Source organism: Chitinophaga deserti, from assembly GCF_003149455.1.
Taxonomy (GTDB): Bacteria; Bacteroidota; Bacteroidia; order Chitinophagales; family Chitinophagaceae; genus Chitinophaga; species Chitinophaga deserti.
Genome location: NZ_QFFK01000004.1, coordinates 92,670 through 105,366, shown reverse-complemented (window position 1 = coordinate 105,366; position 12,697 = coordinate 92,670). Strand labels below are relative to the sequence as shown.

The window sequence follows — 12,697 nt, the reverse complement described above, 5'->3', positions numbered from 1 at the left end:
CGCATGCAAAAGAAACATCTCTATCTATATCTCCTCGCCTGCATTATTGCCGCCGGTTGCGGTAAGGCGGACGCCGTTTTCTTCCAGGATAAATCCACTGTCGTAAAAGCCGACCGTGCAGGGTGGACCGCCACCGCATCCAGCGAAGAAACCACCTGCGAAACCGCCACTGCAGGATTAGTCCTCGATGGTAAAACCGCCACATATTGGAGTTCACAGGGCTGCCCCACCGTGCTGCCCTACCCGCACTCCATTACCGTGGATATGAAGAAAGCCATCAACCTCGTAACCATAGACATCATTGCCAGGCAGAATGATGCAAACGGTATGACGAAGTTCAAACTGGAAGGCAGCAACGACGGTACTGCCTGGACCATCCTCAGGGATAACCTCGCATTCGTACCCACCACCCGTACTGCGCAGAGCTATCCCGTGCCCTCCTCCGCCACATGGCGTTACCTGCGCGTAACTGCGCTGGCAGGGCCTATCCAGAAAGCTTTCCTTTCAGAAATTGACGTATACACAACTAAATAACAACTAAATCTGCCAACGGTAGATGCTACTCTGAACCCGAAAAGCCCGTGACGCGTAAGCGCACGGGCTTTCTATCGTTTGTACGTAAGCGTATCCCATACGTGTAGGACCAAACTACTTTGTCATTTGGACTTTGCGCATTCAAATTTGCTATCCTACTTTTGCATCATGCAACAACAAACATCATATAACGCATTTGGTCTAATCCTCTCCTTTTGGAGAGAACAGGCGGTGTTATAGATGTATCAGTTGAAAGATATTCAAACGCCTCCTGGATTATTTTCGGGAGGCGTTTTTGTTTTTAAGCCCCTGTAGGCAAACTGGGAAAGTCGCCTGACTTAGGATCAGGAGTTTTGTGGGTTCGACTCCCACCAGGGGCACCATTCCGGGTGAGCGGGTACGAATTTGAAGTACACTGCTCATCATATCCGGATGCGATTGTAAAATCATCGCGTGAGATAACAGGGAATCTAGGTGAGGCTGCATAGCCTTGTTCAAATGCGGGTTTCGAGAACCGCCGCGATGATAATGGGCAGCCCGCCACGACGGAGGAGTGGCACCGGTCTGTAAAACCGGAACATGGAAACACAACAGGTTCGAATCCTGTGCTGCCCACCATACAAAAAGGGCCGTCTCCAGGAGGAGGCGACCCTTTGCTATCAAATGAAAAACTGCGTTACTTCCCGCCGCAATTCGCGTATTCAATTCCCAATTCATAATACTCACTCTCTTCCGGGCAACCGCTTACCGATACGGTGGCAATGATGCTGTAATACCCTACCGCCATGGATGCGGGTAAAGCGTAGGCATTGGTTTCTGAGAAATTGTAGATGTTGCCGCTGGCAACGATGTTGCCGAAGCCATCCCATACCTGGTAATGCAGGGTGATGTCGCCTACCCAGAACGGCTGGTTCAGCGTGGCCTGAAAGGTGTTCACATAATCATCGAAATCGTAGGGGTGGTTGCAGAGGGTGCTTCCACCACCCAGTCCATTGGAGCTGGACGACATTCCGTTGATGATGTATGTATTGCAGGGATCAGTTTTGCCGGCTTTCAACCGGTCCATTTCTTTCTGTGCGTTCATGACATCAACGATATTGCTGCTTTGTGCTTTGAGCAACATGGGCAGGCATAACAGGGACATGGCCGTGAGGGTCAATTTCAGGATTGTTTTCATGGAATTTGATATTGAGGGTTTGAAAATGTGTCGCTTTAACGGGTTAAAAGATATCCGGGTTTCCGGGTTCACATGACCGTTTGCCTAAAATACACCTGTGCCGGGCCTCCGGATTCATCTGCACGGTTAAGTAATTGGTAAGTTTTCGGGAATTAAGCTGATCTGCCGCTGATTCAATATTATTTAACCTTAAAATAGTACATTTTTTACATAAACAAAAGTATTTGGAAGAAATAATGAAAGTAATTGAAAGTTTATGTAATACCATAGGACTACTATTGGGCAACAGAAAATATACTTCAGGGATACCTGTATTGTGCTGTTATGTATATGTAATGGTACCTAACCCTTTACTGCAAAGGGTTTCGATACGTTTTATATACATTAAGTATACTTTAAGTATACAGTAAGTACCTATTAAGCCTACAGTAGCGTATAAATATGGGATCAGTCTAGTCAGACAGGGGAGTCATTAAGAGGTTCCCACCTGGGGGAGGTTTCTGATAGCGGTAGAATTGATGGTATCTTACCTGAAGGGGGTTAGCGGCAGGCAACATGGCGTGAAATCCGGGTCAATACCGGGTGAAACTGAAGTTAAGTGCGGATAAAAGGTGGACTTGAGGTGGACTTGAGGTGGACTTGATGCGTATCTGAGGTTGCTAAAATAATATCACCGGAAAGCTGAAAAGGAGATATTTACAGCTGCCTGCAATTATAGGAAAATAACTTCTACAGGAGCATCATTTCATGTAAAGATACCTGCTAAAGCCTGTATAAATAACATGCTGAACGTTAGGGATGTTCAATTCCTGCCGTTCAGATTGGTGAAATCCAAATCGACCCTGAAAAGGTGAAAAAACCTTTGTTATCCTCCGCTTGTTGTTCCGTAGGGAAGCTTATTTTTAACAGGGTATGATGTTGCGTGAAGCAGATTTGCAGTGCATTGGTATGGTATATGCCGAAAGATGTGAACTTTACTGCAGCGCCGGCACATCCTGAAAAAGCAAAACCCGCCATTAAGGCGGGTTTGCGAAGAGGAAGAGGTACCGAGCGGATTCGAACCGCTGTACGAGGTTTTGCAGACCTCTGCCTAGCCACTCGGCCACGGTACCTTTTTTGTTTCCATCCTTTTTTGATGGACTGCAAAAGTAGTAAATTTTAGATATTTGCCAAATCTGATTACAAGATATTTGATTACGGATAAAAAAAAACGAGGTATGTCAACAGGAATAGCCGCATCAGAATTGATTCTCAATGCCCGCGGGGCAGTTTATCATCTGGACGTAAAACCGGAAGAAATTGCCAATATCATCATCACCGTAGGTGATCCCGACAGAGTACAGCACGTTTCCAAACATTTCGACCGCACCGAAGGGCAATACCGACACCGCGAATTTGTTACCCATACCGGTTACTTCGGCGATAAACGCGTTTCCGTCGTTTCTACCGGTATCGGCACCGATAATATCGACATTGTGCTCAACGAACTCGATGCCCTCGTCAATATCGATTTCCAGACACGCCAGGTGAAAGAAGAACTGACCAGCCTGCGCATCGTACGCATCGGAACTTCCGGCTCCCTGCAGGAGAATATACCGGTAGACAGCTTCGTGGCTTCCTCCCACGCCATCGGGCTGGATAACCTGCTGCCATATTACACCTGGCACAATACACCTGAAGAGCTTCAGCTGCTGGAAGCCTTCCGCGGACAGGTACGCTTACAACCCCATGCGGCAAGGCCTTACCTCTTTGAAGCTGCTCCTGAACTGCTGGAACGTTTCGGGGAAGGGTTTCATACAGGCATAACCGTTACCTGCCCGGGCTTTTACGCACCGCAGGGGCGTGTTCTCCGCGGCGCCCTCTCCCATCCCGAACTGATCGATCAGCTGGGCACCTTCCGGTTCGAGAACCGCCATATCACCAACTTCGAAATGGAAACGGCCGGTATATACGGGCTGGGCCGCGTACTGGGGCACCGCTGTCTTTCCCTAAGCGCCATAGTAGCCAACCGTGTACGGGGCGAATTCAGTGCAGACGGGAATGTGGCGGTAGAAAAACTCATTGCCACAGCGTTGCCGCTTATCACCGTTTGATCCTCCGCGAACAATGTGTAACTTTGCACTATCATGCAGATTCATTTCTATAAATACCAGGGAACAGGGAACGATTTCGTGATTGTTGACAACCGTAATGGCGCTTATTCCGGGCTTACCACCGAACAGATCGAGCATTTGTGCGACCGCCGCTTCGGTATCGGGGCAGACGGGCTGATGATGCTCGAACAGCAGGACGGCTACGATTTCCGGATGAAGTACTACAATGCCGACGGCCGCGAAGGCAGTATGTGCGGCAACGGCGGGCGCTGCTTAACGGCTTTTGCCCGTAATATGGGCATCCCGGGCGAAACCCTGCGCTTTATCGCCGTTGATGGTGAGCATGATGCCAAATTCCGGGAAAACGGCTGGGTGGAGCTTAAAATGCAGGATGTGGACCTGGTGGAAAACGGCAATACCTATTTCTATCTCAATACCGGATCTCCCCACTTCGTACGTTTCGTAACGGATATCCAGGAAGTGGATGTATATGAAGAAGGCCGGGCCATCCGCTACAACGAGCGTTTCGCGGAAAAGGGCACCAACGTCAACTTCGTACAGGAACTGGATAAAGGCATTTTCGTGCGCACCTATGAGCGTGGTGTGGAAGATGAGACCTACTCCTGCGGAACAGGTGTTACAGCCGCAGCACTTACCGCTTCCCCCAACGAAGCCGGTTCATACGCCATTCCCGTGGAAACCCTGGGCGGGCATCTGGAAGTAAGGTTCCTGCGGACGGGCGAGCGTAACTTTGAGGACATCTGGCTCTGCGGCCCCGCCACGCCTGTATTTGAAGGAAATATTAATATTTAGCCCCCCGGCTTTTGGTAGATTAATTCCGTTACCTTTGCGCCCGGATGATCCAGTACTTCATAAATATCGATTCCCGCACTGTTGAAATCAAGGAACCGGATAACGGCGCCTGGGTTAATATTACCCCGCCGCTAAAGCAATCCGAGTTCGAACAACTGTCGGAAAGCCTCGATATTCCGCTGGACTTTTTGACCGACTCCCTCGATATCGACGAAAAAAGCCGGTATGAACTGGAAGACAATGTAAAGCTCATCGTTCTCAAAACCCCTACGGAAAACAATTCCATCAACGAAAGCGATGCCTACTACATTACCATCCCCATCGTGATCATCCTCACCCACAACCAGATTGTTACCGTAAACTCGTTCGATAACGCTGCTATCAAAAAATTCCTCAACACCTTCCACAACCGCCACCCCGAAAAGCGGAACATGATGGTGCTGAAGATCTTTGAGAAAGTGGTGATGAACTTCCTCGATTACCTCAAGGAAATCAACCAGCGCCGTAACCTCCTCGAACAAAAACTATACGATTCCAACCGGAACGAAGAGCTGCTGTACCTGATGCGGATCCAGAAAAGCCTCGTGTACTTCGTAACCGCCCTCCGCAGTAACGAGCTCCTGCTCATGAAGCTGGAACGTACCAACTTCCTGGGCCTTAACGAAGACGAAAAGGAGTTTCTGCATGACCTTATCGTAGATACCTCCCAGGCGCTGGAAATGGCCAATATCTACACCAACATCCTTTCCAGCACCATGGATGCCTTTGCCAGCATCATCTCCAACAACCTCAATTTCGTGATGAAACGCCTCACGTCCATCACCATCGTACTCACCCTGCCGGTTCTCGTGGCCAGTGTGTATGGCATGAACGTAGAGATCCCATACGCCCATTCCAAGTACGCATTCTACATACCCGTAACCATAGCGATCATCACCGCCATCGTTATGAGCTGGTATTTCATGAAGAAAAAGTGGTTCTAGTATTTCGCCTTTACGATATCTGCAAGCACCTTATCGATAGGCAGGGTAACCGCTGCTGAGGAAAACGCGTCCCAATCCACCCATCTTACCCCTTCCACCTGATCTGCACCCTCCGGAATGGCAAAGCCAAAAGGCGTATCCAGTAACGGTGCCACAAAGGCTGATACCGGCTTCACGAGGTAATAAATGGAAATAATCTGGTTAACATTATCGAATGCAGAAATCTGGAAGAAATCGGTAGTATAGATATGCTCCACCACTTCCACATCCTGGTTCAGCTCTTCTTTCCATTCCCGCACCATACACTCCAGCGTACCTTCTCCAAACTCGAGGCCGCCACCGGGGAACTTGGTGTAATAACCGCCACGGATGTACTCGTCAGACACGAGCACCTGTTTCTTTTCATTGATCATGATCCCGTATACACGGACCGTAAACTTAGACATGTGCTTATATTTACCTGTTCATGGCTGCCCGCTTCATTTCCGCCGCCAGATCGTGGCCCAGGTACCTTTCAATGATACCATGTACCCAATAGATCACCGGCGTCAGCACGATGGCTACCGTGAATTTATAGATGTAATTAATGATGCAGACACTGATAATAAGCCCCAGCGGCCATGCCATCTCCTTTTCGCCCACAACAATAGGGAACAGATAGAAAGCGCAGAACAGCACTACGAACGAATCGATCAGCTGGGATACGAGCGTGGACCCCGTGGCACGCAGCCAGATCTTGCCTTCGCCCGTCAGTTTCTTGATCTTATGAAACGTCAGCACGTCTACCAGCTGGCCTAACAGGAAAGCCGTGAGGGAAGCGATGATGATCATGGAACCCTGGCCAAGGATCTGTCCGTAAGCTTTATCCATATCCGGCACACCGGCCGTTACCTTACTGGTCACAAAGAAATCTGAAGGATACAGCCTTATGGCGACGGAAAAGATGATGAATGCAAAGGCGATCAGGGCGGCAGTAAGGTACGACAGGAAGCGGACGCCTTTCACCCCGTAATACTCATTGATAATATCGGTCATGATAAACACCACGGGCCATAGCAGCACCCCGGCGGTCATGTTAAAGCTGTAGGCATCGCCAAAGATCATGATATTGACCGGACTGAGGCCGAAAGTGGCCTCGAGGGAAAAGATCTTGACACCGATAATCTCCGCGATAAGGGCATTGGCAACGAAAATGCCGGCCAGGATTACAAATACCCGGGTTGGTTTATCTTTCAGGATGTTGGTAATCATATGGGGGAAACCAGTTGAATGAGCAATATTAAAACATTCAAAACAAATACATATGGATGAATCTCTGCAAAATGTACCTTTTTCAGTAATAACATAACGATGGCGGTGAGGATCGTGATGATATTCAGGGGGGCGGCCACGAGCCAGCCCAGTATGGTAATGTGTTTGGTAAGAAAGCTCCATGCTTCGGGATCGCCCATCATACGAACACCATAGCCAAGCAGGAAGCAAATATTACAGATAAAGCTCAATTTTATGAGAAAGCGGACGAGCCTCATATTGAAATTTCGGATAAAATACAGTTATTTTGGATTCTTTTAAAAACTAAACCGGAAAAACCCGATGCAACAAAGCTGGCTAAAAGGCCTATTGAAACATGTGTATGCCATCCTGATCTTCCTCGGACTGGCGTTTTTGTTCTGCTCGCCCGTGCTGGATAGCATGGAACTGCGGCAGACCGATAACGTATCCTGGAAAGGCATGTCGCAGGAAGCACGTGCTTACCACGACAGTACCGGCATCAATCCCATATGGACCAACGCCATGTTCGGAGGGATGCCTACGTATCAGATCTACATGTCGCAGGATAACTATACATATTACCTGCACGAGATTGCTACGCTGGGTCTGCCCAAGCCTGTGAACTTTTACTTCCTCGCCATGATCGGGTTTTACTTCCTGCTCTCTGTCATGAATTTCCGGTGGTGGATTTCCGTAATGGGCGCCATAGCCTTTGGATTCACTTCCTATAACGCCATGATCATTGCTGCAGGTCACGATACCAAGATGTTCACCCTTGCGTATATGGCACCGCTGCTGGCTGGCATCCTCCTCGCCTACCGGGGTAAATACTTTATCGGCGGCATCATCACCTGTATAACATTGTGCCTCATGATCACATCGGGGCACTACCAGATGTTGTACTATATGCTGATTGTTTGTCTCTGCATCGGCATCGCTTACCTCGTAAATGCAATTCGCAATAAGCAACTCCCTCAATTCCTGAAAGCCACCGGAATGCTGGTGGGATTCGGTATATTGTCGGTACTGCCCAGCACAGTATCCCTGTGGACCACCACCGAGTTTGGTAAATACACCATGCGCGGCGGCCATAGTGAACTTACCCCCGAAGCTGGTCAAGAAAGCGATAAAACCAAAGGCGGTCTGGATAAAAGCTATGCTTTCAACTGGAGCGAAGGTATTATGGAAACACTTACCATCGTGGCGCCTAACCTGTATGGCGGTCCTTCCACCGGCCCGCTTCCCGGGAATGGTGAAATGCATAAACAACTGGTGAATATGGGCGTACCACAGTCGCAGGCCGATCAGCTGATTGAGCAGATGCCGCGATACTGGGGTGGCCAGCCTATGACCGACGGCGGTGTGTACTGGGGGGCTATCATCCTTTTCTTCTTCGTACTCGCCCTCTTTATCGTAAAAGATTTCAACAAAGGCTGGATCGTTGCCGCCTGTATCATTGGTGTGATACTCGCCTGGGGCGATAACCTTTCATTCATCAACTACTTCCTGTTCGATCATCTTCCCCTGTACAATAAATTCCGCGCACCGGCACAGGCCCTCGTGATTCCGCAGGTGCTCGTACCTTTCTTTGCATGCTGGGGTTTAAACCAGCTCATCAATGATGCGCAGGATAAAGTACTGGCTTTAAAGAACCTTAAAAAAGCACTGTATGTAACCGGCGGCCTCGCCCTGCTGCTCCTGCTCGGTTCTTTCGGTATGTTCTCCTTCACCCACAGTAAAGACTTTGCGCTGCAATACTTCAGCCAGTTTGTGGGAGATAATCAGGAAATGCTCAACCAGCTGATCACCGCACTGAAGGCAGACCGTGCTTCGCTGCTGCGGATCGATGCCCTCCGGAGCCTTGTATTCATCATCGCCGCATTCGGGCTTTGCTGGGCATGGCTGAAAGGCCGTTTGGCTGCTACGCCTGTACTGGCTATCCTGGCAGGCCTCGTTGCCATCGACCAGATGTGGATTTCTAACCGCTATCTTGATAAAGAAAACTACGTAACACCATCTGATTACAGCGCCATCTTTGCACCTTCTCCGGTAGATACCGAGATCAAAAAAGATCCCGATCCGTACTACCGCGTGTTCAATACCGCCCGTTTCGAAGATGCCATCAGCTCCTACCACCATAAGAGTGTAGGCGGTTACAGCCCTGTGAAGCTCGCCCTTTATCAGGACCTTATCCAGCACCAGCTGAGCAAAGGCACCCCGGGCGTCATCAACATGCTCAATACCAAATACGTTATTTTCCAGACCCAGCAGGGCCAGCTCTCTTACCAGCAGAACCCCGCAGCGCTGGGCAATGCCTGGTTTGTGGACAGCCTCGTTTGGGCGAAGAATGCTGACGTGGAAATGAAAACCCTGGATAGCCTGCCTACAGACCATGCTGCGGTAATCGATGAGCGCTTCCGTCCTTCCCTGAACGGATTCACTCCCGGGAAAGATTCTGCCAGTCATATCAAACTCACCAAATACGGTCTTAATGAGCTGCATTACACCAGCTCCAACAGTAAAGCCGGCCTCGCAGTATTCTCCGATATTTACTATCCTGCCGGCTGGAAACTGACGGTAGACGGGAAGGAAGAAGAGATCCTGCGGGTGAACTACCTGCTGCGCGCGGCTAAGATCCCTGCGGGCAATCATGCCATCGTGATGAAGTTTGAACCGGAATCTTATTACCTCGGTAACAAGATCACTGCGGCATCCTCCATTACCATGCTGGTACTGCTGGCACTTGCCATTGCCTTCGAGATCATCCGCCAGCGTAAGGCGAATGCCAAAAAGGAAACTGCTAAGTAAGCATTCAACACATTGCAATAAGCACGGCCCGGTAGTCTTTCGATTACCGGGCCGTAGTGTTTAAAACAAAACCCGGCCATCTTCTGAAAGCCGGGTTCAATATGCTTGTTATAATGTTCAGTATCCTAGTACCACAACCGCGCTTCCGTTTTACGGAGATAGTTGCGGGCTTCCGTGCCTACAGGGGTACGTTTGTTATGGCGGGGTATCCCGGAAATGGCTTTCCATCCCTTCCACCATCCTTTCCAGTCCCACTTCGTTTTCTTCAGATATTCCAGCGACCACATGAAGGCGGTGCTTCCATAGCAAAAGCCCGGCAGGTAGCGGTAAGCCACCTTCGCTTTATTCACCCACAGCATGCGCATCTTATCGGCATGGGGTGTGCGCCCGAGCGGAGATTCATTGTGCATCACCACAATGTCGGATAAGTAAGCGATGGAATATCCTTTGTCGATCACCCGGTACGAAAGATCGTATTCTTCCATACCGTAGAAGAAATCTTCCGGGTACAATCCCGCCGCTTCATATGTTTCTTTCAGGATGGCATGGCCACAGCCAATGAAATAAGGTGCTAGGAAGTGCGGTTTATTCTGATATTTTTTGAATTGCTTGTGCGGGAAAGCGTTCACCTGCATATGGCCGGTGCTGGCGTAGAGTACTTTGAAGCAGAGGATGCCGGCATGATTATCGGGCAGGTATCCACTGTTAAATGCGCCGGCGATTGTCTGCAGTGCGGTATCGTCGCGGAACCAGGCATCATCGTCGATAGTAACGAGTATAGGCGCTTTGGCCATGGTGATGCCGAGATTACGCCCCCTGGCCACACCGAGGTTTTCAGGGGAATCTATGTATCTGAAATAAGGGAACCCGGCCATGAAGGCTTTCACTTCACTGTAATCGGCTGTGGAGGCGTTATTGATAACGATCACTTCTTCCAGCAGTGTACCCGCCCCTTGCTGGGTGGTAAGGTTGCGGACGAGCAACCCGAGATCTTCGGGCCGGTTGTAAGTGATGATAATGACGGATAATGGCTTCATATCAATTCAACAAAAGGCTGCGGTAAGCGGCAGCAAACGCTTCCAGGCTAAAATGTTCGCGGGCGTAGGCGATGTTCGTTTCCCGCATGGCGGCCAGTACTTCCGGCTTTACTTCCTGCAGGAGGCGTGCACCTTCTGCCACGATAGCTGCTTCTGACTGGTTATGCGAAATAAGCCATCCGTTTACACCATGCGCCACATGATACGGAATATCCCCCACATCGGTAGCCAGTACGGCGAGGCCCCTTGCCATGGCTTCCATGATCACCATGGGAAAACCTTCGCGGGTAGATGTAATGGCGATGATGCGGTGCTTTCGGTACAGGGTGTCTATCACTTCTGCTTCCGACTGCTCTCCATAAAAGCGGCAATTCATTTTCAGTTCATCGGGGATGGCGCTTTCAACAGGGCCCAGCATGCCGGCCTGCTCGCCTGCTGCCTGTGCAATAGCTGCCACCAGCCAGGGGCGTTTCTCTTCCGTTCCCCGGCCCACATACAGGAGCTTAGTCAGTTCCCGGAGCGGCGCCACTTCTTCAGGAATGGGTATGCCATTCATAATGAGGCGTATCCGTTCACCATACGCTGCCGGAATACGGTAGCGGTTATACAGTTCCAGATGTTGCCGGATGCTGTCGCGGCTGATCATCACCGAAGTTTCATAAAAAGGAAGGAAGGGTATGCGGATAAAGGAAAAGCTGCAATAGGAATGGATCAGCTCTATCTGCCGCACTTCACGAGGCAGATGGGGCGCGAGTTTATAAGCAAAATTACACTGGCCGTTGAAGACCACCGGTGTTTTGCTTTGCCTGCGGATGTGTTCCGCTATTATGCCCCTCCAGATGAGGTTGTTCCAGTACATGAACTTATTATCGGTATACTCCGATATATCCCTGATCTCCACATTGGGCGCCCTGAAAGCATCGAGCAATGCGCTTCCCTGCGACTTCTTTGTAAAGAAAACGAGGATGCGTTTCCCGGGGAACAGTTGCGTGATCTGCGCATGCACTTTCTCCGCACCGCCAACATGGTAAAACGGGAAGAAGAGGAAGATATCGTGTTCACCTTTCAGGGGCCGCATCCTTGCAATCATCCGCCCCAGCAATGCAAAGGGGAATATCACAAGGGCTTCGAGGCGCCGTTTGAGGATGAACAGTTTAAACATGAGCGTTACGTTGTTTGAGGAATTTAACAAAGGCGATCATACCATCGCGGCACATTCCGGCAAATACCCGGCAATCGAACCGGTTCCACTTCCCCTGCACGGCCCTGTATGCCAGATAGCGCCTTTTACAATGAAAATGGCGCAGGAAGATGTTACTCCGTTTAATGACCGACACGGTTACTGACCCGGAATGTACCCGGTACTGCAACAATGGTAATGGAACTTTCTCCATCACCTTCCCGTCGCCCTGCAGGCGGAGCCAGAGGTCGTAATCTTCGATATGCTGCTGTTCTTTCCGGTACGGATATTCGCGTAACACCGTTGCCCTTGCCATTACGCCGGGGTGGGCGATGCAGTTGGCATAAGGCAGTTTGGCCCGTATCTGTGCATTGGTGGCACAGGCCCTGTCTTCCGGCCACTCGCCCGTTACCTTCCCGTTTTCATCGATGAAAGTGATGAAACAGCCTACAACAGCAGTTTCCGGATGGTTATTGAGCCAGGCGGCCTGCTGCTCGAAGCGTTCGGGGAGGCATACATCATCGGCATCTATCCGTGCGATGTATTTGCCCCTTGCGGCAGCGATGCCGCGGTTGAGGCTGAATATAAAACCGTGATTGGTTTGCGGGAGGTATTGAATGCGGGGGTCGTTGAAGGAAAGGATGATAGCTTCACTATCGTCGGAAGACCCGTCGTTGATCACGATCAGCTCAAAATCTCCCAGTGTTTGCGCCAGCAGCGCTTCCAGCGTTTGCCGGAGAAAGGGGCCGCCGTTATAAACGGGTAATATGACAGAGATAAGCGGTGCTGTTGCCATGTTG

General features: G+C 50.1%; 12 protein-coding genes and 3 tRNA genes. 7 read left to right on the top strand and 8 right to left on the bottom strand.

Going from position 1 to position 12,697, the window contains the following annotated elements; all coding sequences use genetic code 11:
* Positions 1-3 precede the first annotated feature (3 nt).
* From DEV76_RS10260 to DEV76_RS25900, 3 genes are all read left to right on the top strand, one after another.
* Positions 4-534 carry a discoidin domain-containing protein gene (locus tag DEV76_RS10260; RefSeq protein ID WP_109697813.1) on the top strand — a complete coding sequence of 177 codons (531 nt, stop codon included), beginning with the start codon at positions 4-6 and terminating at the stop codon, positions 532-534.
* Positions 535-839: 305 nt separating this feature from the next.
* Positions 840-917, top strand: a tRNA-Leu gene (locus DEV76_RS10255).
* A gap of 147 nt (positions 918-1,064) precedes the next feature.
* Positions 1,065-1,152, top strand: a tRNA-Tyr gene (locus DEV76_RS25900).
* Between the two features lie 58 nt (positions 1,153-1,210).
* Here the strand turns inward: DEV76_RS25900 and DEV76_RS10250 are convergent.
* Complete coding sequence (locus DEV76_RS10250) at positions 1,211-1,711, bottom strand: hypothetical protein (RefSeq protein ID WP_109697812.1); 501 nt, start codon at positions 1,709-1,711, stop codon at positions 1,211-1,213.
* 1,041 nt (positions 1,712-2,752) lie between these two features.
* Positions 2,753-2,823, bottom strand: a tRNA-Cys gene (locus DEV76_RS10245).
* Positions 2,824-2,928: 105 nt separating this feature from the next.
* Here DEV76_RS10245 and DEV76_RS10240 point away from each other — a divergent pair.
* From DEV76_RS10240 to DEV76_RS10230, 3 genes are read left to right on the top strand one after another with little or no spacing between them, the layout of a single operon-like run.
* Positions 2,929-3,804 (top strand): nucleoside phosphorylase, encoded by an 876-nt coding sequence (locus DEV76_RS10240; RefSeq protein ID WP_109698173.1) that lies wholly within the window; start codon positions 2,929-2,931, stop codon positions 3,802-3,804.
* 33 nt (positions 3,805-3,837) lie between these two features.
* Positions 3,838-4,617, top strand: coding sequence for a diaminopimelate epimerase (gene dapF, locus DEV76_RS10235; protein ID WP_109697811.1), 780 nt, complete (start codon positions 3,838-3,840; stop codon positions 4,615-4,617).
* Positions 4,618-4,661: 44 nt separating this feature from the next.
* Positions 4,662-5,600, top strand: coding sequence for a magnesium transporter CorA family protein (locus DEV76_RS10230; RefSeq protein WP_109697810.1), 939 nt, complete (start codon positions 4,662-4,664; stop codon positions 5,598-5,600).
* On the opposite strand, the gene DEV76_RS10225 is transcribed toward DEV76_RS10230, so the two are convergent.
* Genes DEV76_RS10225 through DEV76_RS10215 form a run of 3 tightly spaced genes read right to left on the bottom strand, consistent with a single transcriptional unit; the run spans position 5,597 to position 7,102 of the window.
* On the bottom strand, positions 5,597-6,046 hold the full coding sequence (locus DEV76_RS10225) for an NUDIX hydrolase (protein ID WP_109697809.1): 450 nt from the start codon (positions 6,044-6,046) through the stop codon (positions 5,597-5,599). The two genes, DEV76_RS10230 and DEV76_RS10225, sit on opposite strands and share 4 nt — an antisense overlap.
* 10 nt (positions 6,047-6,056) lie before the next feature.
* Positions 6,057-6,851, bottom strand: a complete 795-nt coding sequence (locus DEV76_RS10220) for a queuosine precursor transporter (protein WP_109697808.1) — start codon at positions 6,849-6,851, stop codon at positions 6,057-6,059.
* The gene (locus DEV76_RS10215) at positions 6,848-7,102 is read right to left on the bottom strand and encodes a hypothetical protein (protein ID WP_157962815.1); all 255 of its coding nucleotides are present in this window, start codon (positions 7,100-7,102) and stop codon (positions 6,848-6,850) included. Before DEV76_RS10215 ends, DEV76_RS10220 begins: the two co-directional genes overlap by 4 nt.
* 91 nt (positions 7,103-7,193) lie before the next feature.
* On the opposite strand from DEV76_RS10215, the gene DEV76_RS10210 reads away from it, so the two are divergent.
* Positions 7,194-9,680, top strand: coding sequence for a YfhO family protein (locus DEV76_RS10210; RefSeq protein WP_109697806.1), 2,487 nt, complete (start codon positions 7,194-7,196; stop codon positions 9,678-9,680).
* Between the two features lie 125 nt (positions 9,681-9,805).
* Here the strand turns inward: DEV76_RS10210 and DEV76_RS10205 are convergent, their stop codons facing one another.
* From DEV76_RS10205 to DEV76_RS10195, 3 genes are read right to left on the bottom strand one after another with little or no spacing between them, the layout of a single operon-like run.
* The gene (locus tag DEV76_RS10205) at positions 9,806-10,717 is read right to left on the bottom strand and encodes a glycosyltransferase family 2 protein (protein ID WP_109697805.1); all 912 of its coding nucleotides are present in this window, start codon (positions 10,715-10,717) and stop codon (positions 9,806-9,808) included.
* A 1-nt stretch (position 10,718) separates the two neighbouring features.
* Complete coding sequence (locus DEV76_RS10200; protein ID WP_109697804.1) at positions 10,719-11,879, bottom strand: glycosyltransferase family 4 protein; 1,161 nt, start codon at positions 11,877-11,879, stop codon at positions 10,719-10,721.
* A complete protein-coding gene (locus DEV76_RS10195) occupies positions 11,872-12,693 on the bottom strand; it encodes a glycosyltransferase family 2 protein (RefSeq protein WP_109697803.1) in 822 nt (273 codons plus the stop codon). Before DEV76_RS10195 ends, DEV76_RS10200 begins: the two co-directional genes overlap by 8 nt.
* Positions 12,694-12,697: the final 4 nt, after the last annotated feature.